The sequence below is a fragment of the Streptomyces sulfonofaciens genome (assembly GCF_014656295.1).
Lineage (GTDB): Bacteria > Actinomycetota > Actinomycetes > Streptomycetales > Streptomycetaceae > Streptomyces > Streptomyces sulfonofaciens.
The window spans coordinates 358,309-380,722 of the sequence record NZ_BNCD01000002.1 but is presented as its reverse complement, the minus strand read 5'-3'; the positions used below and the strand labels follow the sequence as shown (position 1 = coordinate 380,722).

The 22,414-nt window shown below is 75.0% G+C and carries 17 protein-coding genes and 2 pseudogenes; 5 read left to right on the top strand and 14 right to left on the bottom strand.

What is annotated here, in order from left to right; all coding sequences use genetic code 11:
- Positions 1-11 precede the first annotated feature (11 nt).
- Positions 12-761 carry an MBL fold metallo-hydrolase gene (locus tag IE313_RS04620; protein WP_189929590.1) on the top strand — a complete coding sequence of 250 codons (750 nt, stop codon included), beginning with the start codon at positions 12-14 and terminating at the stop codon, positions 759-761.
- A 168-nt stretch (positions 762-929) separates the two neighbouring features.
- Here the strand turns inward: IE313_RS04620 and IE313_RS04615 are convergent, their stop codons facing one another.
- From IE313_RS04615 to IE313_RS04590, 8 genes and pseudogenes are all read right to left on the bottom strand, one after another.
- Positions 930-2,510: a S41 family peptidase gene (locus IE313_RS04615; RefSeq protein WP_189929589.1), complete on the bottom strand. Its 1,581-nt coding sequence runs from the start codon at positions 2,508-2,510 to the stop codon at positions 930-932.
- Positions 2,507-4,060, bottom strand: a complete 1,554-nt coding sequence (locus IE313_RS04610; RefSeq protein ID WP_189929588.1) for an amidohydrolase family protein — start codon at positions 4,058-4,060, stop codon at positions 2,507-2,509. Before IE313_RS04610 ends, IE313_RS04615 begins: the two co-directional genes overlap by 4 nt.
- The gene (locus IE313_RS04605; RefSeq protein WP_189929587.1) at positions 4,060-4,827 is read right to left on the bottom strand and encodes a uracil-DNA glycosylase family protein; all 768 of its coding nucleotides are present in this window, start codon (positions 4,825-4,827) and stop codon (positions 4,060-4,062) included. The genes IE313_RS04610 and IE313_RS04605 overlap by 1 nt, the downstream gene beginning before the upstream one ends.
- 285 nt (positions 4,828-5,112) lie before the next feature.
- Positions 5,113-5,316 (bottom strand): fibronectin type III-like domain-contianing protein, encoded by a 204-nt coding sequence (locus IE313_RS36315; protein WP_373316924.1) that lies wholly within the window; start codon positions 5,314-5,316, stop codon positions 5,113-5,115.
- Positions 5,317-5,654: 338 nt separating this feature from the next.
- A pseudogene (locus IE313_RS36595) lies at positions 5,655-5,714 on the bottom strand (hypothetical protein); the annotation flags it as partial.
- A 48-nt stretch (positions 5,715-5,762) separates the two neighbouring features.
- A pseudogene (locus IE313_RS04600) lies at positions 5,763-6,735 on the bottom strand (glycoside hydrolase family 3 N-terminal domain-containing protein); the annotation flags it as partial.
- A 288-nt stretch (positions 6,736-7,023) separates the two neighbouring features.
- Complete coding sequence (locus tag IE313_RS04595; protein WP_189929586.1) at positions 7,024-8,328, bottom strand: glycoside hydrolase 5 family protein; 1,305 nt, start codon at positions 8,326-8,328, stop codon at positions 7,024-7,026.
- Entirely contained in the window at positions 8,325-9,041 is a 717-nt protein-coding gene (locus tag IE313_RS04590; RefSeq protein ID WP_189929585.1) for an ABC transporter permease family protein, read from the bottom strand. The genes IE313_RS04595 and IE313_RS04590 overlap by 4 nt, the downstream gene beginning before the upstream one ends.
- Positions 9,042-9,760: 719 nt before the next feature.
- Between IE313_RS04590 and IE313_RS04585 the strand changes: the two genes are divergently transcribed.
- Positions 9,761-10,894, top strand: a complete 1,134-nt coding sequence (locus IE313_RS04585; protein ID WP_189929584.1) for a PP2C family protein-serine/threonine phosphatase — start codon at positions 9,761-9,763, stop codon at positions 10,892-10,894.
- 166 nt (positions 10,895-11,060) lie between these two features.
- Positions 11,061-12,488 (top strand): MFS transporter, encoded by a 1,428-nt coding sequence (locus IE313_RS04580; RefSeq protein ID WP_189929583.1) that lies wholly within the window; start codon positions 11,061-11,063, stop codon positions 12,486-12,488.
- A 118-nt stretch (positions 12,489-12,606) separates the two neighbouring features.
- On the opposite strand, the gene IE313_RS04575 is transcribed toward IE313_RS04580, so the two are convergent.
- The 4 genes from IE313_RS04575 to lnt all read right to left on the bottom strand — a co-directional run bounded on the left by IE313_RS04575 (position 12,607) and on the right by lnt (position 18,089).
- The gene (locus IE313_RS04575; protein WP_229924374.1) at positions 12,607-14,679 is read right to left on the bottom strand and encodes a helix-turn-helix domain-containing protein; all 2,073 of its coding nucleotides are present in this window, start codon (positions 14,677-14,679) and stop codon (positions 12,607-12,609) included.
- Between the two features lie 82 nt (positions 14,680-14,761).
- Positions 14,762-15,595: a 3-hydroxybutyrate dehydrogenase gene (locus tag IE313_RS04570; RefSeq protein WP_189929582.1), complete on the bottom strand. Its 834-nt coding sequence runs from the start codon at positions 15,593-15,595 to the stop codon at positions 14,762-14,764.
- 54 nt (positions 15,596-15,649) lie between these two features.
- Positions 15,650-16,129, bottom strand: coding sequence for an NUDIX hydrolase (locus IE313_RS04565; RefSeq protein ID WP_189929581.1), 480 nt, complete (start codon positions 16,127-16,129; stop codon positions 15,650-15,652).
- 268 nt (positions 16,130-16,397) lie between these two features.
- Complete coding sequence (lnt, locus tag IE313_RS04560) at positions 16,398-18,089, bottom strand: apolipoprotein N-acyltransferase (protein WP_189929580.1); 1,692 nt, start codon at positions 18,087-18,089, stop codon at positions 16,398-16,400.
- Positions 18,090-18,341: 252 nt separating this feature from the next.
- Between lnt and IE313_RS04555 the strand changes: the two genes are divergently transcribed.
- A complete protein-coding gene (locus IE313_RS04555; RefSeq protein WP_229924373.1) occupies positions 18,342-19,388 on the top strand; it encodes an O-antigen ligase family protein in 1,047 nt (348 codons plus the stop codon).
- 21 nt (positions 19,389-19,409) lie between these two features.
- Here the strand turns inward: IE313_RS04555 and IE313_RS04550 are convergent, their stop codons facing one another.
- Both IE313_RS04550 and IE313_RS04545 read right to left on the bottom strand, forming a co-directional pair.
- A complete protein-coding gene (locus tag IE313_RS04550) occupies positions 19,410-19,964 on the bottom strand; it encodes a hypothetical protein (RefSeq protein WP_189929579.1) in 555 nt (184 codons plus the stop codon).
- A 69-nt stretch (positions 19,965-20,033) separates the two neighbouring features.
- Complete coding sequence (locus tag IE313_RS04545) at positions 20,034-20,828, bottom strand: glutamate racemase (RefSeq protein WP_189929578.1); 795 nt, start codon at positions 20,826-20,828, stop codon at positions 20,034-20,036.
- Positions 20,829-21,238: 410 nt separating this feature from the next.
- On the opposite strand from IE313_RS04545, the gene IE313_RS04540 reads away from it, so the two are divergent.
- Entirely contained in the window at positions 21,239-22,411 is a 1,173-nt protein-coding gene (locus IE313_RS04540; RefSeq protein ID WP_189929825.1) for a glycosyltransferase, read from the top strand.
- Positions 22,412-22,414 lie beyond the last annotated feature (3 nt).

Genomic DNA, 22,414 nt, shown 5'->3' with positions numbered 1-22,414 from the left:
TAGGAGAGAAAGTGAACGGCACGTACGAACTCGATGTCCTCGTTCGCGGATTCCCGGGGACGACGGCGACGCACGGCGGGCTGGGATGGTGCAGCGTCTCCGTCCTGAGGGACGGAACACGGACCGTCGTGGTCGACGCCGGTCACCCCGCGTACCTGGAGATACTGCACCGGGAGCTGGCGCGGCGCGGGATCAGCCCGTCCGATGTCACGGATGTTCTGACCACCCACCTCCATTGGGACCACATAGGGAATTTCACTATGTTCCCCCACGCCACCATGACGGTGGGCCGTGCGGAGCTGGAGTGGGCCTCGCAGCAGCCGCCAGGGACGCCACTGGTCGCGGACCTGCATGTGCGCAGGCTCCTTGAGCTGGGCGACCGTGTGCGCACCGTCGAGGACGGGGCGGAAGTCGTCCCCGGCATCAGGGCCGTCGCCGCTCCCGGGCACACTCCGGGGCACATGTGCTACCGGGCGAGGGTCTCCGGGGGCGATGTGCTCTTCGCCGGCGACGCCGTCAAGAACCGGTTCGAGCTGGCGACCGGGGACGTGCACTCCTCGCTGGACTTCGCGGCGAGCCGCGCCAGCGTCGAGCGGCTCCGGTCGATGATGCGGCAGGATCCGTCCATCGTCATGGTCCCGGGCCATGACGTGCCGCTGGCCTGGGTGGACGGCGAGGTGAGGGCGACGGAGCCGCTGAACGCGGAGCTGTCGGTCCATCTCGACACGCATACGGGTGCCGTGCCGCGGAAGATCACGTAGCGGCGTCCGCACGCGTGCGCGGGACCGGTCGCCCGGCGGCCGCCAACCTGCCGGGTGGCCCCCGGCGCGCGGAGGGCCGGGCGCGCGGAGGGCCGGGCGCGCGGAGGGCCGGGCGCGCGGAGGGCCGGGCGCGCGCAGGGCCGGGCGCGCGCAGGGCCGGGCGCGGCCTCACCCGAGCAGTTCGGCGGCCGCCGCGAGCAGGTCCTGGTTGCGCCCGGTGATGTCGCGCCTGGTCAACCGGTGCACCTCGTCGGCCTGTACGCCGAGGTCCTCCAGCGGGACGTCGACGTTGCCGCGCGCCCGCGTGGCGCGCCGCAGCGCGACGCGGAACCCGGCGCCGCGCGGCAGGTCGCCGAGCAGCTCCGGCAGCCATACCCGCAGCAGCTCGTGCGTCCACACGTTGGCGCCGCCGGCGCCGGTGCGCGGCGCGGTGCCGAGGACCGGCCCGAGGCCGTTGTCCTGGAACCCGGCGGCGAAGATGTCGGCGGCCGAGTAGGACAGCGCGTCGGTGATCAGGACCTTGGGGCCGGCGTGGCGCGGCAGCCCGGCGGTGATCGTTTCGGGGTCGGTGAGCGGGAACCCCTGCGAGTACGGCTCGCCGGTCTGAAGCGCGTCGCGGATCGAGTTCGCCCAGCCTCCGAAGCCCGGGTGGGACCGCGCCAGTTCGAGCGCGGCGGGCGTGGTCGGCAGCGAGAAGCTCACCGGGACGACGGGGCTGCCGCTCAGCACCTGGAGGGCGGACTCGGCGGCCGGGACGTGGCCCCCCGGGTTGCCCCGGATGTCCACGATCAGCCCTCCCGCAGGGGCGCACGCCGCGATCCGCGCCACCTGCTCGGCGAACAGCCGCGCGCTGGCGACGTTGAACGAGAAGATGCGCAGGTAGCCGTACGGGCGGCCGCGGCGCCGCAACGTCCGGTGGTCGAGGACACCGCCACGGGTCCGCACGGCCGGGCGCCGCCGCCGGGGCGGCGCGAACAGCGCGCGCTTGATGTGGCGGGTCGCTTCGCTGCCGGTGTCGATGCCGAGGCCCGTCGAGAGCGTCGGAACGGGGTCCTGCACGCGTCCGGCGTGCCGCTCGACGGCGCGCACGCGCCACGGCACACGCGTCTCGCGGCGGCGGCCCCCGGGGGTGCGGTAGGACAGCAGCACCCAGTGCTCGTCGGGCGGAGGCCCGGTCCGCAGCGGGCGCAGCGTCAGCGACTCCAGGCCGCGTGCCAGGCGGGCGTCGCGGTGGGAGCCCGCCTGGGCGGCCGCGTTCCGCTCGATCGCACGCTCGATCGGGACCCCGTTCCAGGTGCTCAGCTCGGCACCGACGTCGAAGCCGGCGTGCACGAGCGAGGGTTCGATCCTGGAGACGACGTGGTGCGGCGTCCCGTCCCGGTCGGCATAGCGCTCGACGAGGAAGCCGAGCGTCGCCACGTGTCCCCGGTACGGCTCGGGCAGTTGGTAGACGGTGTGCAGGTCGTGCAGCCCGCGGAAGACGCCCGCGAGTTCGCAGTGGAACTGCGGTTCGCTGAGCGGGGCGAGGCGGTGCTCCAGCAGCCGCAGGGCCTGGACCGGATCGGTGGCGTGCATCGCCCGCTTGAGCGGAAGGTGCACGTAGAGCTCCTGGAGCAGGACGCGGGCGGCGGCCACGAGCTGGTAGCGGGCCGCGAGCGGCAGCGGATCGGCGTCGGCCCGCCGGACGAACTCGTCGAGTCCGATCGACTCCGGCAGGGCCCGGGCCGGCTGTGCGAGGGCCGGGCTCATGTGTAGTAGCCCGCGAGGTGCTGGAGCTGGGGCACACCGCTGCGCGCCACGGCGGCGAAGTAGGCCGCGTCGTGGGTCAGCGTGTCCGGGCGCGGGACGACCAGGTCCGGCGGGACCTCCTCGGCGGCGGCGAACGCCCCCAGATCGCCTTCCGGCATGTCGCCGAAGAGTGCGAGCGGCGCATCGGGATCGTCGAGCGGCCCGCCCCAGGACGCGAGCGCGTCCTGCGAGTCGTGCCAGGCGGCCACCGGATCGTCGCGGACCGTGCGGAGCGCACGTCTGACGCCCGGCCAGTCGAGCCGGGCGTCGGCCCGGTCCGGCTGGCGCACCGCCACGCGGCGCTTCAGCCCGGCCACCGTGAGCGGGTCGGTGTCCCCCGCCCCGGCGGCAGCCATCAACGCGGACGTTCCGTAGAACGGTCTGCCGCGCACCAGAACCAGCCGTACGTGGCGCTCGGTCGCGTTGATCAGGTTGCGGTACGCGTCCCGCGCCGGGTCGTGGCGCTCCAGCACGAGCAGGTCGGCGGCGCTGCCCCGCTTGAGGCGTCCCACCTGCGGCCCCCAGGCGGTGGCCAGCGCGTCGCCGGGGTTGGCGGTGACCATGTCGCACAGGTCGCGGTCGCTGAAGCTGCCGCCGAGCACATGGCGGTTGACGGCGTCGGCGACCTTGAGCTCGCCGAGTACGTGCTTGGTCCCCGACGGCGACCAGTCGGAGCCGAGCGCGATCCGCAGCCCCTTCCCGTGGGCCGCGACGACGTCCGTCGTCGCGTGGTAGAGCCAGTAGTTCGAGAACGGCGACCACACGAGGGTGCCCTTCTCGGCGGCGTCGACCGCCGCCACCGCCTGCTGCCACTTGTGGAAGTCGGGGGCGGTCAGTGCGGTGCCGTGCACGCCGACCAGGCCGGGCTTCAGGCACGGCTCCAACTCGTCGAACTCGCGGTGGACGATCGATCCCGGCCTGCCCTCCGCGACGTGGTAGATGAGCAGGCGCGTGCCGTCGAGCTTCGCCGCCCGGTCGTCGCGCAGCACACCGGGATCGAGTTGGAGCGCCGCGGTCATCACCATGTCGGTGCCCGCCGGAAGCTTCTCGTTGTCGATGACCCGCAGGAGCCAGCCGTCGACGGGCCGCGTCGAGCGGGGGGCGCCCTGGATGGCCGTGGTGCCGCCGATCAGCGCCTTGACCTCGACGTACTTGATCAGCGCCTCGGGTGCGGCCTGCAGGAGCACCTTGGCGGGCCAGGTGACCGAGGCGGAGTAGCCGGGCGGCTGGTCCTCACCGACCCACCGGTCGTGGTGCAGATAGGGGACGCCCGCCGCCTCCCAGAGCGGGATCGTGTTGTAGGCGAGGTGGTTGTGGAGGTCGATCAGACCGGGCAGGATCAGCGCGCCCGTGTCGATGCGCGGTGCGCCGGAGAACCCGGCGGGCGGATCCTGTCCGGCCGACCGCACGGCGGCCAGCCGTCCGTCGTCGCCGACGTACACGGCGCCGGGGTCGAGGATCCGGTGGTCGCTGTCGAAGGTGACGACGGTGCCCCGCAGCACGAGCGCCATCAGCCCGGCGCCTTCCAGATCAGCGTGTGCCCGTCGTCGGGAGACGGGCGTCGGACGGCATTCTGCGCCCCGCCCGGCCCGGCGCGCACCCAGGCGTCGTCGCCCAGGAACGCCGGGGCGCCGAAGGGCAGGTCACGGCGGGGGATCGCGCCGTAGTCGGACTCCTCGAAGGCGGTGCCGTAGGTGGGTCCTGTGTTGTCGCCGTCCTCGTCCGGCGTCACGAGCGGACGCAGCAGTGCGACGGCGTCGCGCCAGGCGTCCAGCAGCGCCGCCGTGTTCGGGTTGGACGGGTGGGGCACCTCGACGAGCGTGACCGGGGGCCGTGCGGTCCACAGCCGCACGGCCTCCTGGGCCAGGAACCCCATCGCGACGACGGCCTGCAACGTGGTGTCCGTCGCCCGGTCGAAGACGCTGTTGCGCCACTGCCGCTGCGCCGGTTCGCCGAGCCGCCCCTCCATCGCGGACGCCTCGCCCGGATGGAGGGCGTACGCCCAGGCGTTGAGGCAGACGTAGGAGCGGGTCAGACCGAGCTTGGTGAGGAAGCCCTGCACCCGCTGGCCGGCGTTGCCTACGAGGCTGCGCCCGGCGATCCGCTCGGTGGGCCCGGGGTCCGAGGCGACGATCAGCACCCGGGCCGAGCCGTCGAGCCGGCCGCGGTAGAAGACCGGCCCCCAGTCGAACCAGAACGCCGACGTGACGGGCGGGTCGGGCACCCGGGCGAACAGTGCGGCGAGGCCGTCGGTCGGCCCGCGGTCGAACTCCGCCATCGCTCAGCGCCTTCCCACCGGTCGCATGGTGCGCGCCAGCAGCCTCACGGGCCCCTCCGTGCTCTCGTGCCTCCCGGCACGGACGGCTCCGCCCGCCCGGGCAGCCGGAGCGCCGTGGCCCGCGGCGGGCCGGGGGCCCGACGGGCGTGCCGGTGTGTCCGACTCAATGGATCACTCCGCCCCGGCACCCGCAAACCGCGGCAGCCGCCAATCGGAGCAAGGCGCCAACGCACCCGGCCGCACCCCGTTCGGCGCTGCCGTCCGTGTCCCGCCCCGCCCGCGCGGTCACACGATGTCGAGCACGGCCGCCCGCAGCGCGCCGCTCGACTCGCCGGCCTCGACCTCGTAGCGCCCGGGCTCCACGGCGAACCGGAGGTCGCGCGTGACGGCGGCGAGGTCGTCGCCGCCCAGCCGCAGCCGAACGACGGTGGTGGTGCCGGCGTCCAGGGTGACGCGTGCGAAGGCGCGCAGTTCCTGACGCGCGGCCAACTCGTGGCTGTCAGCCGCCGCAGATAGAGCTGCACGACGGTGGACGTCCTGGTCGGCCCGGTGTTGGCGACCTCCACCGAGCAGTCGACGGTGGCGCCCCGGCGCAGCGCCCGGGCCGAGATCCGCCAGGCCCGCCCCCGTCGCCGTCCGCGCCGGCCGTGATGACGGGCGTGCCGAGGGAGAGCCGCCCGTAGCCGAGGCCGTACCCGAACGGGAACAGCGGCGAGGCGTCGGCGTCCACGTAGCCGCGGTAGGGGTGGTCCTTCTGGTTGTACGCCAACCGGGAGGCCGGCGGCCGTCCGCGGTACGGAGACCGGGAGCCGGCCGGCCGGCTCCGCGAGGCCCAGGAGCACCTTCGCAAGGGCGAGACCGCCGTCGGGTCCCGGGTAGAACACCGACAGGACGGCCGACGAGGCGTCCAGGACCTCGCCCATGACGTGCGGCCTGCCCTGGACGAGCAGGTCGCCGGTCAGTCGCACCAGGCGGTCGAGGGCGGTGCCGTCCGCCATGACGAGTCCGGTGAAGCCCAGCTCGCCGCGGAACACGTCCGTGAGCAGGCGGCTGCTCGCCGCGCAGGGCAGTCCGTCGACCTCGGTGTAGGCGGCCATCAGCCCCGCCACCCCGGCGGCCACCGCGGCCCGTACCAAGGCAGGTGGATCTCGTGCAGTTCGCGCCAGCCGATCTCGGTGGCGGCCCAGTTGCGGCCGCCGGTCGCCGCGCCCTGCCCTGCCCTGCCGCGTGCTTGACCACCACGGCCGCGCTCCGCGCCCCGAAGGGCTCGCGGTCCCCGCCGGGAGGGCCCTGCATGCCGACGACCGCGGCCCGCACCATCTCCGCCGCCAGGACCGGGTCCTCTCCGTACGTCTCCTCCGACCTGTCCCAGCGCGGGTCCCGGAGCACGTCGAGACCCGAGACCAGGGCCACGTGTGCACCCCGCAGCCGCAGCTCGGCGGCCACCGCGCGCGCCGCCTCCTCGTGGAGGGCCGGGTCCCAGGCCGACGCGGCGGCGAGTCCCACGGGCAGCACGGTGGCGCCGGGCGCCTGGATGCCGTGCGGTGCCTCCTCGACGAACAGCGCCGGTATGCCGAGGCGCGAGTGGCCGACGACGTGGCGCTGTACGAGCCGGCAGACCTCGGCACCGTCGGCGGGTGCGATGCCCGTGCCGAGCGTCACTCCCGACCAGCCGTCGGTCCGCTGCAGGCCGTACAGCGCGCCCAGCCCGCCGAAGCGTGCCACCTCGGCCCTGAGCGCGTCGGTCAGCTCGTAGGTCCTGCCGCTCGCGGACGTCACGGTGTCGCTGCCCGGGGAGCCGGCGGCGCCCTGCTGCGTGCGGGCTCCGCCTACCGGCGGCTGCCGCCGGTAGGCGTCCCAGCCGTACATGCGCTGGTTGAGCCGGCCGACCTTCTCCGCGAGGGTCATCCGGCCGATCAGGTCGGCGACCCGGGCGTCGACGGGCAGGTCCTTCCTGCGGTAGGCGGCGAGGTCCCAGGAGCCCTCGGTCAGGGTGGGGGTGCGGTCGCCGGTCTGACGGGGTGCCATGGTTCTCGTTGGGCCGGGCGGGCCGGGGCAGGTCGGGCGGCCCGGGCCGGTGCCTGCCGCGGGCGGGTGGGCGGACCCTTGCGGCATCGGCCCGGGCCGCTGTCCGCGGCGGTCGGCCGCCGGTACCGCCTGCCGTCGGCCGACGGCGGTGTGCGGGCCGTCGCCGGGTCAACTGCCGGCGGCCGCGTCGCTCTCGCTGACCGCGGTGTACACGCTCCGACCCGCCGTACCGGGCACGACGACGCTCGTCACACCGCGGGCCCGGAGCGCGGCGGGGTCGGCCGCGGTCCGCGAGGTGACGAACGTCGGGCGCTCACCGGCCCGTACGAGGTCGTGCCACGCCGTGAAGGCGGCGCCGCCCGGCGCCAGTGCGGCACGGGAGAGCGGTGTGTCGTCGTCGTCCACGGCTATCGCCACCGCCGTGCCGCGCGCCGGTGCCGCGGCGGGGGAGGATGCGCGCAGCTCGGCGGCGACGTCCGCGAACCTCCGGCCGACGGGTTTGACCGCCCCGTCGGAGTCGAGGAGCCCCAGCGAGTACTCCAGGGCGGGGAAGTCGCCGAGGTCGCGGTGCACATCGTGCGAGCACCACCAGGTCACGCCCCAGAAGTCGGCCGTGGCGGCCGCGTGGCGCACGGCCGATTCGCAGAAGTCCGGTGCCTGCCGGGCGGTCAGGCAGTTGAGCGGCGCACCGATCTCCTGGAGCCACACGGGCCGGTGCACGTCCGCGGCGAACGCGCGGGACAGCTCGCCGAGGTACTCGGCGTGCCGGACGCTCTCCTGTGACAGGCCGCCGTAGTGCTGTGCCGTGCCGTTGAAGATCCACGAGTGGATGACCGTGACGTCGCCGAGCCGGCTCGCCTGCGCGGGCAGGAACGGATGCCCGTCGAGGTACCAGGCTGCGTCGTACACGGCGTGCGCGCGCAGGCCGGGCGAGGCGGCGGGCACGGCGGCGAGCAGCGTGCCGAGCCAGTGCTCCGCCTCGGCCGGTCCGATGCGCATCGCGTTCGGGTGGGGGCGGTCCGAGAACTGGTTGAGTTCGTTGCCGATCGTCAGGCCGATGAAGCCCCTGACGTCCGACACCGCCTCGTGCACGGCGCCCACCAGTCGGGCCTGCGCTTGGACTGCTTCGGCGTCCGTGAACATGTTGCGCGCGTGCCACGTCGTCAGCCAGGCCGGCAGGTAGTCGAAGCTCGACAGGTGGCCCTGGATGACGTCGACCGCGGGGGCGAGCCCGGCGGCCGCCGCCAGCTCGGCCATCGTCCGGACGTCGTCGAGCGCCCGGGAGCGGATGAGGGTGCGGTTGGGCTGGAGCACGGGCCAGAGCGGGAAGATGCGCACGTGGTCCAGGCCCAGCGAGGCGATGCCGTCGAAGTCGCGGCGGATCGAGTCCCAGTCGGGCGCGAGCCACGTGTGGAACCAGTCGCGGGACGGCGTGTAGTTCACGCCGAAGCGAGCGGTGGGGGTGGCGGTCATGCCTTGAGCCCTCCGGATTCCATGCCGCGGAAGAAGTACCGTTGCAACGCCGTGAAGAACACGATGATCGGCACGGGGGCGACGACGGTACCGGCCGCCACCACGCGCGGATCGTCGCAGAAGGTGCCGCGCGGCCGGCTGAGACCGGCCGTCGGCGTGCGGTGGTCCTGGCCGGAAAGGGTGATCAACGGCCACAGGAAGCCCGGGGGCGGTCCCAGGACCAGCGGGTTGGCCGCGGCCTCCACGTCCAGTTCGAAGGAACCGCCGCCGGCCGGCAGGTCCCCCGGCGCGCCGGGACCGCGCAGCCGCACCGGGCCGCCGCGCGGACGCGGGCCCTCGACGACACCGCCGTCCGCGCGGTGCACCGGCCCCTCGCACTGACCGCCGGCGGAATGGTCCTTGCGGGACAGGTCCAGGACGAGCTCCAGCACGCCGGGCGACGCCTCGGGCACCGTGCCCGAGGCGTGCAGCCATGTCGTGCCCCCGGCGGGGCCCCAGGTCTCACCGACGCCCAGCGGCTCGTGGACCGGTGGCTTCCGCCCCGCCGGAGCGGCAGGGCCGAGCGCGTGGGCAGCCAGGACCGGCTCGCCGTCGCCGTCGACGTGCCAGGCCGCCATCTGCACCTGTGCGAGGGGCGTGTGCACGGCGGGTGCGCCCCTCTCGGGCCGTACCCGTTCCAGGCGGTCGAGGATCAACTGCGGGTGACCGTGCATCGGTTGCGTGCTCCTCGGAGGCAAGGGGCCCATGCTCTTCGGCGCTGTCGGGAGCGTCGGCGCTGTCGGATGCCGGCTGCGTCGAGCGCTCCCGCGCATACGGCGCAGTCGGGGGGAACCGGAGCGCGAGGTTTTCCCGCGCGGACGGTGACCGGGATGGCGCCTCGGGGTTCCGCACCATCGACGTTCGACGAGCAGACATTGCAATGCAATGCGCCTGAAGTCAATACGCAACTGCCGGCGGAAACCCAGGGAAGGGGTCTACGGCCTGGTCAGAGCCGTTCCGAAGGCCACACTGAGAAGCGGGCTAATGCGCTTTAGCACACTTGCACTCAAGCGCTTTAGTAGTTCTTTGCGCGCCCCGGGCGGCGCGAAGGGGGCCCAGGACGCGCGAGGTCCTGGCGGAGCGCGGTCGAGGGCGCGGGAAGCGGCGCGGTAGCCGCTCCCACGGGGTGGCGGCCCGGTCGGCGGGCGCGGCCAAGGGGCCGCCGGGCGGCACCGCCCGCCGCGGTGGCCGTGTGCGCCCCTGCGGCACCGGGGGCGGCGCGGCGGCCACGATCTGCCCGCACCTCGCAGGGCACACCTCTCAGGGCACACCTCGCGGCCGGGCGTACCCGCCCGGGCCGGCCGCGGTTGCGGTCCGGCGAGGAGGCACCTGTCCGATATGACAGCCAATCAGGCAAATGCCACAATTCAACACAGGTCAGGAAGGAGGGGCTGTGCGGGCAGGAGAGAACGGGCCGCGGACACGGGTGGCAAGCGCCCTGGGCGCGACGCGACCGCACGGCGCACTGGCCTTTCCGCTCGCCCTGATCGTCGCGATCGTGCTGGCCGACGTGCTGGCGCCTGCGGAGGTGCATCTGGGCGCGCTGCTGGTCGTCGCCCCCGCGGTCACCGCCTCCTTCGCCGGGCCCCTGGCCACCTGTGCGATCGGAGCGCTGGCGGTTGGGGCGCAGGTGGCGACCAGCCTCCAGCCGACGCCGGTGGCCATGGAGAACGTGGTCGCACACACCATCGCCATCACCGTCATCACCGCCCTGGTGAGCCTGGCCCGCCATCTCCAGGACCAGCGGGCCAGTGAGCTGGGCCAGGTCAGGCGGGTCTCCGTGGCGGCCCAGCAGGCGGTCCTGCGCCCGCTTCCCCGACGGGTCGGCCCGCTGAACGTGCAGTCGCTGTACCTGGCCGCCGAGGACCACGCACTCATCGGTGGGGACCTCTACGCGGCCGTGCGCACCTCCCACAGCACCCGGCTGCTGATCGGTGACGTCATGGGCAAGGGCATCACCGCCATGGGAGACGCCGCACTGCTGCTCGGCGTGTTCCGCGAGGCGGCCCCGCGCATCACCGGGCTCGGCGAGCTGATGGCGTACCTCGACGCCCGGGTGTCCGCGAGCACCGCCGAGACGGCGCGGCCAGAGGAGACCACGGAGTTCTTCACCACGGCCGCGGTCGTCGAGGTCCCCGACGCCCCCGGCCCCGCCCTGCTCATCAACTCCGGCCATGTGCCCGCGCTCCTGCACCACGGGGGCCGCGTCCTCACCTGCGACACCGAGCCCGACCCTCCCCTGGGCCTGGGCCTGCTGGGCACCCGCTCCTTCCGGCCGCGCGCCTACGCGTTCGACGGCGACGACGTGATCCTGCTGTGCACCGACGGGATCACCGAGGCGCGCGACCCCGACGGCGCCTTCTTCCCCCTCGCGCAGCGCGCGGCCGAGTGGACCTGGGCGAACCCGGAGAGCGTCGTACGGCAGCTCCGGCACGACCTGCAACGCCATGTGCGGGGGGCGCTGCAGGACGACGCGGCGGTCGTCGCCGTACAGCGCAACGGCGCGGGGCGGTCGGACCCGGCGTGAAGGTCACGTTCCGCGCGGCCGCACCCGCTCGCCACTCCCCACGGGCATAGAGGCCACGCGCATAGGCTGCCCCCGAACTATGGTGCTCCACCATATGTGCGCCCGATCTGCGTGTTCCTACCTTGTGCCGACACGTAGACGTCCCCTCCTCCTGGAAGTGGTGCACATGGCCTCCGCAGCAGCCGCTCCCCCGACTCCGGCGGGGCTTCGCCGGATCGTCGCCGCGAGCCTCATCGGCACCACCGTCGAGTGGTACGACTTCTTCCTCTACGGATCCGCCGCGGCGCTGGTCTTCAACAAGCTGTTCTTCCCCGACTCCGACCCGCTCGTCGGCACGCTGCTGTCCTTCCTCACCTACGCCGTCGGATTCGCCGCCCGGCCGCTCGGCGCCCTGGTGTTCGGGCACTACGGGGACCGGCTGGGGCGCAAGAGGCTGCTGGTGCTGAGCCTGCTGATGATGGGCGGGGCGACCTTCGCCATCGGGCTGCTGCCCACCCATGCCACGGTGGGCAGCGCCGCGCCGGTGCTGCTGACCCTGCTGCGCCTGGTCCAGGGGTTCGCGCTCGGCGGCGAGTGGGGCGGTGCCGTCCTGCTGGTCTCCGAGCACGGGGACGCGCGGCGACGCGGGTTCTGGGCGTCCTGGCCGCAGACCGGCGCGCCCGCGGGACAACTGCTCGCCACCGGAGTGCTGTCGCTGCTGACCTGGCTGCTGTCCGACGCCGCGTTCGGCTCCTGGGGCTGGCGGGTGCCGTTCCTGCTGTCCGGGGTGCTGGTCGTGGTCGGCCTGTGGATCCGCCTCTCCGTCGACGAGTCCCCGGTGTTCAAGGAGGCGCTCGCCCGGGCCGAGGCCCGTGCGGCGACCCAGGCCGCCGCGCAGGACCCGGCAGCGGCCGCGGCCGAGAGGCTGCCGCTGGTCGGCGTGCTGCGCGAGCACTGGCGTGATGTGCTGGTCGCGATGGGCGCCCGGATGGCGGAGAACATCGGCTACTACGTGATCACCGCCTTCGTCCTCGTCTACGCCACCACGTCGGCCGGCGTGTCCGAGCAGACCGCGCTGAACTCCGTGCTGATCGGTTCGGCCGTGCACTTCGCGGTGATCCCGGCCTGGGGCGCGCTGTCGGACCGGATCGGCCGCAAACCCGTGTACCTGCTGGGCGCCGCCGGAGTGGGGGTGTGGATCGTGCCGTTCTTCGCCCTGGCCGACACGGGCTCCTTCGGCGCTCTGGTCCTCGCGGTGACCGTCGCCCTGGTCCTGCACGGGGCGATGTACGCGCCCCAGGCGGCGTTCTTCGCCGAGATGTTCGCGACCCGGCTGCGCTATTCGGGTGCGTCCATGGGCGCGCAGTTCGCCTCGGTCGCGGCCGGCGCACCGGCACCGCTGATCGCCACCGCACTGCTCGATCGCTACGGCAGCTCCACCCCCGTCTCCCTCTATGTGATCGCGGCGGCGGTCCTGACGCTGATCGCGGTGGGGGTGGCCAAGGAGACCAGGCACCGGGACCTCGCGGACGTGACCGCCGGCGAGGACGGCCGGCGGGTGCCCGCCCCGGCCGCTGGCGCGCCTTCGGCCTCGGCGGACGCGCCTTCGGCCTGAGGGGGGACGCCGGTGGGCGCCCGGCCCCGGGGCACCCCGCCGGCCTCCGGGGCGCCCCGCTCCTCGTCGGGTGCCCCGCCCTGCCGGGCTCGGGCACCGCGTCACGCCCGGGTGTCTCTCAGGCGTCGCCCAGGGCCGGCGAGAGCCGGTGCAGGCGCAGCGCGAGCTGGATCTCCAGGGCGCGTGCGGGGCTCTGCCAGTCGGCGCCGAGCAGCCGCCCCACCCGCTCCAGCCGCTGCGCCACCGTGTTCACGTGCACGTGCAGCTCGTCCTTGGTGCGCGCCGGGCTCATCCCACAGGCGAAGTAGGCGTCCAGAGTGCGCACCAGATCGGTGCCGCGCCGCCGGTCGTAGTCGACGACGGCGCCGATGCTGCGGTGCACGAACCCCGCCGTGTCCCTGCGGTCGGCGAGCAGCAGCCCGAGGAACCCGAAGTCCTCCGCGGCGGCGCCCTGCCCCGCGCGTCCCAGCAGCCGCAGCGCGTCCAGGCAGCGGCGGCTCTCCTCGTAGGCCGCGGCCACCGCGTCGGTGCCGGCCGCGAGGCCGGCGACGGGCCCGGACGCGCCCACCGTGACCGCCTCGTGCACGGCCGTCCCCAGCCGCCGGGCGACCCGCCCCGCGAGTTCCGCGGCGGTGGCCGGGGCGGCGAGCGGCAGCAGCAGGACGGTGCCGCCGTCCCGGGCGGAGGCCAGGCCGTGCCGGGTCGCGGCCAGGTGGGACGCGGCGGACCACAGCCGGCGCCGGGCGTCGTCCTCGGCCTCCGCGTCCGCGTGCTCGCCCCCCAGCCGGGCGGCGAGCACCACGTGGGCGGCGTCCGGATCGGCACCGAGCCGCGCCGCGCGCTCCCGCAGCAGCCGCGGGTCGCGGTCGCGGGCGTCCAGCAGGTCGTCCAGGAGCTCCCCGCGGACCCGCTGCTCGGCGTCGGAGGCGGAGCGGCGGGCCAGCAGCAGCAGCGAGGTGACCATGGCCGCGCGCTCCAGGGTGCGCTGGTCGACCGGGTCGAGCCGGGGCCGGCCGCGCAGCACCAGGGCTCCGAAGAGCTCGCCGCCCGCGGCGACGGCCGCGGTCCAGTCGGACCCATGCCGTACCGCGTGGCCGTCCTGGGCGGACGCGGTGAGGGCCCCCGCGGGGGCCGCGGAGACCTCGGTGAACTCGACGGTGCCGTCCAGGACCTCGGCGACCGCCGCGGCGACGTCGTGCACGCCGCCGCCGTGCAGCACCAGTTCGGTGAGCCGGTCGTGCACCTCGGAGGCGCGTTCGATGACGCTGCTGCGGTCCCGGATGATCTCGTTGGCCCGTTCGAGACCGCCGAGCGCCTGCGTGGTCTCCGACAGCAGGTGGGCCGTGTCGATGGCGGCGGCGGCGAGCGCGGCGAACGAGCCGAGCAGCGCGATCTGCTCCCGTTCGAAGACCCGGGCGCGCCGGTCGGCGGCGAACAGCACGCCGATCACCTGTGTGCCGAGCTTCAGCGGTACCCCGAGGATGGCGATCAGCCCCTCGTCTGCCACACCGGTGTCGATGGTGCGGGTGTGCTGGAAGCGCGGATCGTCGAAGTAGTCCTCGGTCACGTACGGGCGGGCGGTCTGGGCGACGAGACCGCCGAGACCCTCCCCCATGCCGAGCCTCAACTGCTGGAAGCGGGCCGCGACGGAGCCCTCCGTGACCCGCATGTAGGTGTCGCCGCGCTCCGGGTCGTTGAGCGTGAGGTAGGCGACATCGGTGCCCAGCAGGGAGCGTGCGCGCTGCACGATGGCCTGGAGGACGACGTCGAGGTCGCGCAGGCCCGCCAGGTCGTGCGCGGTCTCGAAGAGCGCGGACAGTTCCGCCTCGCGCCGTCTGCGCCCCTCCAGCTCGGCCCGCACCCGCAGCGCGAGCAGCTTCGCCCGCTCCAGCGCGGCGGCCCGCTCGGCGTCCTGTCCGGCCGCGCGCGCCCGCAGCACCGGCCGCTCGTAGGCATCCGCCGGTGCGTCCCGTGCCAGCAGCTCCAGGAACTCCGTCAGGTCCGCCCATCCGCCGTGCCGCCCCTGCCCGCCGGGGTCCCCGGCCCCCGGCCCATCCGCACCGGGCTCCCGGTCCTGCCCGGGGCCCGCGGACCACCGCCCGTCCGAGGACCCGGCGGAATCGGCGGGCCGCGCTTCCCTGCTCCGGTGGGCGGGTTTCCCGGTGCCCGGCCGGTCGCCGTCACGTTCCATGCTCACCAGGATTACCCGCCGTCCGCCGCACCCCGCCAGCCCTGTGGATAACTCCCGGCCCCCGCGGCGCGCCCGCACGGGCTCAGTGCGCGCTCCAGCCGCCGTCCAGCACCAGGGAGGCGCCGGTCACGAAGGACGCCGCCGGCGAGCAGAGGTAGGCGACCGCCTCGGCGACCTCCGCCGGCTCCACCAGCCGTTTGACGGCGCTGTCCTTGAGCAGCACCTCCGTGAGCACCCGCTCCTGCGGAAGGCCGTGGGCCTTCGCCTGGTCGGCGATCTGCCGCTCGACCAGGGGGGTGCGCACGTATCCGGGGTTGACGCAGTTCGAGGTGACGCCGTGCGCGGCGCCTTCCAGTGCGGCCGTCTTGGAGAGGCCCTCCAGGCCGTGCTTGGCGGCCACGTAGGCGGCCTTGTACGGCGAGGCGCGCAGTCCGTGCACCGAGGAGATGTTGACGATGCGGCCCCAGCCCTGCCGGTACATGTGCGGCAGGGCGCCGCGTACCAACCGGAACGGCGCCTCCAGCATCACGGTCAGCACCGTGTGGAAGACGTCGGGCGGGAACTCCTCGATGGGCCGCACGAGCTGGAGTCCCGCGTTGTTGACGAGGATGTCGGCGCCGTCGGCACTGGCCTCCGCGGCGTCCAGGTCGGTCAGGTCCAGGGTGAGGGTGTCGAGCGGGCCGGGCAGCGCGGCCGCCTCCCCGGGGAGGGTGCCGAGGTTCGCCGCGTCCCGGTCCACGGCGCGCACCGCGGCCCCCGCGGCGGCGAGCCGCAGCGCACAGGCCCGTCCGATGCCGCTGGCCGCGCCGGTGACCAGCGCGGTGCGGCCCGCGAGGTCCGGGGCGGCGGCCTGGGAGGCCACGGCCGCGGAAGGGGCGGGGGTGTCGTGGGGGCTCGGTGTGCCGGACGCGGTCATGGTCCGACCTTAGACAGCGGCACGCGCACGACCCATATGGCCGCTACCCACACTTCACTCATGACTGGTGGGGTCGAACCATGTGGGGGCGTCGGTCAGGGCCTGCTTGATCCGGAAGAGTCCGGTCTCGTGCAGCTCGGGGAGAGCGTCCACGGGGAACCAGCCCACGTCCACCGACTCGTCGTCGTTGACCCTGGCCTCCCCGCCGACGGCCCGGCAGCGGAAGGTGATGTCCATGAACTGGCACTGGTCGCCGTTGTCGTAGGTGACCGGTTCCAGGGACTGCACCAGGACGATGCGCTCAGGCACGCAGTGCACCGCCGTCTCCTCGTACACCTCGCGCACCGCGCAGGCCGCGGGCTGCTCGCCGGGGTCCGGGATGCCGCCGATCACCGACCACTTCCGATTGTCGCTGCGCTGCCCCAGGAGCACTCTGCCGTCGTCGTCGAAGACGATGGCGGTGACGCCGGGCAGCCAGAGCAACTGGCGGCCCGCGGTGGCCCGCACCGTCCGGATGAAGTCAGGAATTGCCATGGCCCGACCCTAACGGTGAGCGCCGCCCGCGACCGGAGTGCGGTCGAAGCCCCGGCGCGTGCGCCGGACAGCGGCCCCGCGGCGTGCACCTCCCCCGCCGGTCGCGCCGGGGCGTCACCACCGCCGCCGATCGCGTCCACCGGGGCGCAGCCCGCCCTTGGCACCGCCGGGGCCGCCCCGCCGTCCATGTGGCGTCCGGTGCGTCCGGTGCGTCCGGGGCATCCGGGAGGACACCAGGGTGGACGCACGCCGTCACGCGTCCCCGGCGTCATCCACCCGAGGACGCGGCACCCGTGCCCGTGCCGGCACCCGGCACGTCGCCGGGAAGCGGGTCCGCACCCCGCCCACCGGCCGGGTGCGCGCCCTTGCGCCGGGACCGCGCGGAGACCGTCAGGGCCCATCCGAGGCCGCCGGCCGCCACCAGGACCAGCAGGCCCTCCGGGAGCACGCCGAGGCGGGTGGCGGGAGTCAGCGAGGAGCGCAGCGGAACCTTCTCGACCAGGGAGTCGGCGGTGAACATCGCCGTCCTGCTGACGATCCGGCCGTCCGGCCTGATCACGGCGCTGACCCCGCTGGTCACCGGGACGGCCACGGTCCGGCTGTGCTCCACGGCCCTGATCCGGCTCATCGCGAGCTGCTGGTAGGTCATCTCGCTGCGGTCGAACGTCGCGTTGTTGCTGGGCACGGAGATCATCTGCGCGCCGTGCGTGACGGTGTCCCGCACGGCCCAGTCGAACGCCGCCTCGTAGCAGGTGGCGAGGCCGACCTTGGCGCCCGCCATGGTGAACACGCCGGGCCTGGTGCCGCGGCTGAAGTCCTGCCGGACCATCCCGACGTCGCTGCTGACCGCGGCGGCGAGGGACCGCAGGGGGATGTACTCGCCGAAGGGCTGGATCTGCCGCTTGTCGTAGGTGCTCGTGGGGCCCTTGACCGGGTCCCACAGGATCTGCTCGTTGAAGAGCCTGCCGTCGCTCTTCTGGACGACGCCGCCCACCGAGACGGGCACACCGATCGCCCGGACCGCTGCGTCGATCTCCGCGTGGGCCTCCGGGTCGGCGAACGGATCGACGTCGGAGGAGTTCTCCGGCCAGAGCACGAGGTCGGGGCGGGCCACTTCGCCTGCCCTGACCCGGGCGGCGAGGCGCTCGGTCTCCCGTACGTGGTAGTCGAGGACGGCGCGCCGCTGGGCGTTGAACTCCAACCCCGCGCGGGGCACGTTGCCCTGGATGACGGCGATGGTGGTGGTGCCGTCCTCGGCCGCGTCGCTGACCAGCGGGAGGGCGGCGAAGGCGGCGGCGAAGGGCACGGCGACGGTGAGCAGTGCGGCCGCGGCCGCGCCGCGGTGCAGTGTCCGGGTGCGGCGCGCGGTGAGCGCCAGGCGGACGGCTTCGTACAGTCCGAAGCCGCACAGCACCACCGCGAAGCCGAGCACCGGCGTGCCGCCGACCGCGGCGAGCGGCAGGAACACCCCGTCGGCCTGCCCGAACGCGATCTTGCCCCACGGGAAGCCGCCGAACGGCACGCGCGCACGTGCCGCCTCGCCCGCGGTCCACAGCGCCGCGGCCCACAGCGGCCACACCGGCAGCCGGGAGACCACCGTGATGCCGGCACCCACCAGGGCGGTGAAGCACGCCTCCGCCGCCACCAGCGCGAGCCAGGGCCCCGAGCCGACCTCCACGCCCGTCCACACCAGCAGGGGCAGGAGGAACCCGAGCCCGAAGAGGTAACCGAGTCCCGCTCCGGCCTTCCAGCCCCGGCCGCGCAGGCACCAGCCGAGGACCGCGAAGGCGGGCAGCGCCAGCCACCACAGGGTCCGCGGCGGGAAGCTCTCGTACAGCAGCACACCGGCGAGCACCGCCGCGGTCGCCGGGAGCAGCGCCCCGGCCAACCGCGCGAGCCGCGAAGCCGGGGCCGGCGGGACTGGTTCCGTTTCACTCACGGAGGTCGCGATGGCGGTCACCCGGGGAGTGTACGGCGCGTCACCGGCGCGCCCGCGACCCGGGCGCGGGCGGAACGCGGCCACCTGGCCGATGCGGCGCCCTCGACGACCCCGTGCTGCCTTCTCCGCACAGGCGCCTCCTTGATTTCTGCATCATTTCTTCCCCACTCATCCACACTTCGGCGACCAGCGACTACCGTGTGTGCATGTCCCTGATGGTGCGGCCGTACCGGCGGCACCGATCGGGACCCGGAGGACGTCGGGGGGCGGCGGGTGGGGGCTTCGGGCAGGACGGCCGCGTCCGCACGGGCGGCGGACGGGCACGGCGGCGGGGCGGACGCGGCGGGGATGGTGGCGCTCGCCGCGTGTGCGGCATGGGCCCTGGTGACGGCGGCGGTGAGCGGCGGCAGGCCGGAGGGCACGCTGCTGGCCGTCCTCGCGGTATCGGCCGGGTATGCCGGCGGGCGGATCGCGGGGGTGCTGCTGCCGGTCGCGGCGCCCGCGGCCATGGCGCCGGCGGGAGCCCTCCTGGTGGTGGTCGCGCCGCACGCCGCGCGGTTGCCGGGCGGGCTTCTGGCACTGGGGGACACGGCGGGCACGGCTGCCGTGTGGGTGCTGTCCGCGGGCGCGGCCTGCTGTGCGGCATGTGCCGCGCGGCGGCCGCTGTCGCGGTCGGTCCTTCGGCTGCTGGCCGCCGGGCTCGCGGTGGCCGCCGCCCTGCTCGGCTCGCCCACCGGTGCCGCGGCCGCCCTGGCGGTGCTGGCCTGCTCGCTGGCGGTGGGCGGAATCGACAGGTCGTACGGGCTGGCGGCACTCACCGGGGTGTCGGTGCTGGCTGCGGCGGCCACCTGGGCCGTCGCGGCGGACGCCCTGCCGCCGGGCCTCCCGGCGCACGCGGCCGATGCGCTCGGCGCACACCGCGTCCTGCTGTGGCGGGACGCCGCCGCCCTCGCCGTGGAGCACCCGGTGCTGGGGGCGGGCCCGGGGAGGTTCGCCGACCTCAGCCCCACCGTCGCGGCCTACTCGCCGGGCACCGGCGGGCCCCGGTCGGCGTTGTTGCAGCAGGCGGCCGAACAGGGGCTGGTGGGGGTGGCCCTGCTGGGCGCGGGGCCCTGCTGGGCCCTGTACGCCCTGTGGCGCTCGCGGCGGCCCACCCCGGTGGTCCTCACGGCGGCCGCCGCCCTGACGGTACTGGCCGGACTGGCCCTGGCGGGTGACGCCTTGAGCTTCACGCCGGTGACGGCAGGCGCTGGGCTCCTTGCGGGCTTGGCCACGGCGCGCCCGCTGGAGGGCGGGCCACCCGCCGACGGTGCGGGATGACGGGCACGGGCGGCGGGGGTGTCAGGCGGGCGCGCCCGGCGCGTTGCGGCGCAGCCGGTCGCGGATGCACCTGACGGCCGCCTCGGCGTTGTCCACGGTCACGGTGAACCGGTGGCCGTCACCCAGGACCAGCACCATGCCCTCGCCGCGGCGGACCACCACGGCGGTGCCCTTGCCGGGCCGCCACCGGTATCCCCAGCCGCCCCACTGGCGGGGCGTGACCCGGGGTGCGAAGGAGGCGTCGACGACATGGGAGAGGAGGATGCGGCGGCGCGGCACTCCGATGTGCCCGCAGCGCACCTCCAGGCAGTCCTTGTCGACCCGCACGGCCACGTGGACGAACGCGAGCGTGCCGTAGAGCATCAGCAGGCCGGCGGCGATGCAGCCGACGACGGCCACGACCAGGGCGGGCAGTCCGGAGGCCCATCCGGGGTCGACGGCGAGCTCGATGCCGAGCGCGATGCAGGCGGCACCGCCGATCGCGAGCAGCCACTGTGCGCGGTTGGTTGCCCGTCCGGTCCAGATCGCGGGGAGGGCGTCGCCGGAACGACGCGCGCCGCTGAGGTGGTGCCTCATGCCACTGAGGGTACCCAGGATCGGCATCGCCGGCAGCGGATCGGGGCCGGGGTCACCCGGCGGCGGCGCTCAGCGCACCGCGCCGACGGCGGCCAGTTGCCTGCCTTCCGGATACGCCAGCGCCTCGTCGGGCAGCGCCGCCTCCCGGCCGCTCAACAGGACGGTGAGGCCACCGGGCTCGGCCGCCGCCTCGCCGGGCGTGCGGGGCGCGGCGCCGATCCTGCGCAGGGCCTGGGCGGCGACGGCACCGGCCGAGCCGTGCAGGACGAGGGGCGGGGCGCCGCGCCGCTGGACGGCGGCACGGATGCGCTCCCCGACGAGTTCGTAGTGCGTACAGCCGAGCACGACGGCCCGGGTGTCCGCGGGGGTGCGCTCCGCCGCGGCGGCGACGGCCGCGGCGACGGCGGGCCCGTCGGCGTACTGGACCGCGTCCGCGAGTCCGGGGCACGGCACTTCGGCGACGCCGACGCCGGCCGCGAAGTCCGCGATCAGGGCGCGCTGGTAGACGCTGCCCGTGGTGGCGGGGGTCGCCCAGATGGCGACCGGGCCGCCGCCCGCCGCGGCCGGCTTGATGGCCGGAACCGTGCCGACCACCGGGAGCGCCGGTTCGAGGAGCGCGCGCAGCGCGGGCAGGGCGTGGACGGAGGCGGTGTTGCAGGCGACGATCAGCACGTCGGGCGCGTGTGCGGCGGCCGCCTCGGCGGCGGCCACGGCGTGTGCCGCGACGTCGTGGCCGGCGCGCGGCCCCCAGGGCATGCCGTCCGGGTCGCAGGACAGGACGAGGTCGGCGTCCGGCCGCAGGCGCCGCACTGCGGCCGCGGCGGGAAGCAGTCCGAGTCCGGAGTCGACGAGCGCGATCTTCACCCGGCCACTTTAGACGATCCGGCTCCCGCGGGCCGGGCCGAGCCCGGACGGCGGGCGCTCGGAAGCACAGGGGCGCGCGGCGGGGCGTGCGGGCGTACGGGGCGGTTGCGGGCGTACGGGCGGCGCGACCGGGACCGCCGATCGACCGGGAGCGCGGGCCCGTGGGGCGCGGGGCATGGCGGCCCCGGCGGTGGCCGCGCCTCCAGCGCGGCGGCCGCGGGCTCAGGGGCGACGGGCCACCGGAGGCGAGCGGGGTGCGCGGAGGACGGGCACGGGATGTCGGGCGGTGGGACGGGGCGGGTGCCGGGCGGGCGGCGAGCGGCGGGGCGGGTGCCGGGCGGGCGGCGAGCGGCGGGGCGGGCTGGGCCGGCCGGGGCGCGTGGGGCAGACTGCGGCCCGTGAGCGCCATGATGGGGATCGCCCTCGTATCACTTCTCGCGTGGCTGTGGCTGCTGCTCGGCCAGGGGTTCTTCTGGCGCACCGACGTGCGCCTGCCGCCGCGGCGCGTGCCGCGCGAGTGGCCGCCGGTGTGCGTGGTGGTGCCGGCCCGGGACGAGGCACAGGTGCTGCCGCGCAGTCTGCCGTCGCTGCTCGCCCAGGACTATCCCGGCCGGGCCGAGGTCTTCCTCGTCGACGACGGCAGCTCGGACGGCACCGGCGAGCTGGCCAGGACGCTGGCCGAGCGGCACGGCGGGCTGCCGCTCACCGTCTCCTCGCCGGGCGAGCCGCCCGCGGGCTGGACGGGCAAGCTCTGGGCGGTACGGCACGGCATCGGCCTGGCACGCGCGCGTGGCCCGCGGTACCTGCTGCTCACCGACGCGGACATCGCCCATGCGCCGTCCAGCCTGCGGGAGTTGGTGGCCGCGGCCGAGACGGGCGGCTTCGACCTGGTGTCCCAGATGGCGCGACTGAGCGTGGAGAGCGTCTGGGAGCGGCTGGTGGTGCCGGCGTTCGTGTACTTCTTCGCGCAGCTCTACCCGTTCCGGTGGATCGGCGGGCGTTCGCGCACGGCGGCCGCGGCGGGCGGGTGCGTCCTGCTGCGCACCGAGGCGGCCGACCGCGCCCGGGTGCCGGACGCCATCCGGCAGGCCGTGATCGACGACGTGTCGCTGGCGAAGGCGGTCAAGCGCACCGGCGGCCGCATCTGGCTGGGGCTCGCCGAGCGGGTCGACAGCGTGCGCCCCTATCCGCGTCTGTACGACCTGTGGCGCATGGTCTCGCGCAGCGCCTATGCGCAGTTGCGGCACAACCCGCTCGTCCTCGCGGGCACCGTGCTCGGTCTCGCGCTGGTGTACCTCGTGCCGCCGGTGGGGCTGTTCACGGGGGCGGCCGCTGGCAGCACGGGCACGGCGGTGGCCGCGGGCCTGGCCTGGCTGGTGATGGCGGCGACGTACCTGCCCATGCTGCGCTACTACGGCCAGCCGTGGTGGCTCGCCCCGCTGCTGCCGCTCACCGCCTTCCTGTACCTGCTGATGACGGTGGACTCCGCGGTGCAGCACTACCGGGGGCGCGGGGCGGCGTGGAAGGGCCGTACGTACGACCGGCCGCAGGCTTCCGCGGAGGCCGCGCCCGAGCAGCCCTGAGCA

What these genes read in the sequence shown, in the direction of transcription:
- IE313_RS04550 (WP_189929579.1), bottom strand. Translation starts at nt 19,964, where the DNA reads ATGAGGCACCACCTCAGCGGCGCGCGTCGTTCCGGCGACGCCCTCCCC.
- IE313_RS04595 (WP_189929586.1), bottom strand. Translation starts at nt 8,328, where the DNA reads ATGACCGCCACCCCCACCGCTCGCTTCGGCGTGAACTACACGCCGTCC.
- IE313_RS04605 (WP_189929587.1), bottom strand. Translation starts at nt 4,827, where the DNA reads ATGGCGGAGTTCGACCGCGGGCCGACCGACGGCCTCGCCGCACTGTTC.
- IE313_RS04580 (WP_189929583.1), top strand. Translation starts at nt 11,061, where the DNA reads ATGGCCTCCGCAGCAGCCGCTCCCCCGACTCCGGCGGGGCTTCGCCGG.
- IE313_RS04610 (WP_189929588.1), bottom strand. Translation starts at nt 4,060, where the DNA reads ATGGCGCTCGTGCTGCGGGGCACCGTCGTCACCTTCGACAGCGACCAC.
- IE313_RS04565 (WP_189929581.1), bottom strand. Translation starts at nt 16,129, where the DNA reads ATGGCAATTCCTGACTTCATCCGGACGGTGCGGGCCACCGCGGGCCGC.
- IE313_RS04615 (WP_189929589.1), bottom strand. Translation starts at nt 2,510, where the DNA reads ATGAGCCCGGCCCTCGCACAGCCGGCCCGGGCCCTGCCGGAGTCGATC.
- IE313_RS04540 (WP_189929825.1), top strand. Translation starts at nt 21,239, where the DNA reads ATGGGGATCGCCCTCGTATCACTTCTCGCGTGGCTGTGGCTGCTGCTC.
- IE313_RS04590 (WP_189929585.1), bottom strand. Translation starts at nt 9,041, where the DNA reads ATGCACGGTCACCCGCAGTTGATCCTCGACCGCCTGGAACGGGTACGG.
- IE313_RS04570 (WP_189929582.1), bottom strand. Translation starts at nt 15,595, where the DNA reads ATGACCGCGTCCGGCACACCGAGCCCCCACGACACCCCCGCCCCTTCC.
- IE313_RS04575 (WP_229924374.1), bottom strand. Translation starts at nt 14,679, where the DNA reads ATGGAACGTGACGGCGACCGGCCGGGCACCGGGAAACCCGCCCACCGG.